Here is a 349-nt window from a genome sequence, read left to right as displayed (position 1 = left end):
ATCGCGGCGAGCCTCCTGATCGCCGGACTCGCCACCATCCTCCAGACGATCGGCCTCGGCCCCTTCGCCGGCAACCGGCTCCCCTTCGTCAACGCCGCCTCCTCCGCCGGGATCGCGCCGATGCTCGCCATCGCCGAGACCAGCGCACCGGGCCACCAACTCCCCGCGATCTACGGGGCGGTGCTCGTCGCCGGAGTCTTCTGCCTGGCCGTTGGACCGTTCTTCGGCAGACTGCTGCGCTTCTTCCCGCCGCTCGTCACCGGCGTGGTCATCACCCTCATCGGCGTCACCCTCATGCCCGTGCCCGTCGCCTGGGCGCAGGGCGGCGACGCCACCGCCGACGACTTCG

1 protein-coding gene is annotated in these 349 nt (G+C 71.6%); it reads left to right on the top strand.

Features of this window, described 5'->3' with window-relative positions; genetic code table 11:
- Positions 1-349, top strand: a 349-nt coding sequence (locus AB0C16_RS41120; protein ID WP_357691666.1) for a solute carrier family 23 protein, incomplete at both ends; no start/stop codon positions are given.

The sequence above is a fragment of the Nonomuraea sp. NPDC048916 genome (assembly GCF_040649575.1).
In the GTDB taxonomy this organism is placed as follows: Bacteria; Actinomycetota; Actinomycetes; order Streptosporangiales; family Streptosporangiaceae; genus Nonomuraea.
This window is presented reverse-complemented; position numbering and strand designations above follow the sequence as displayed.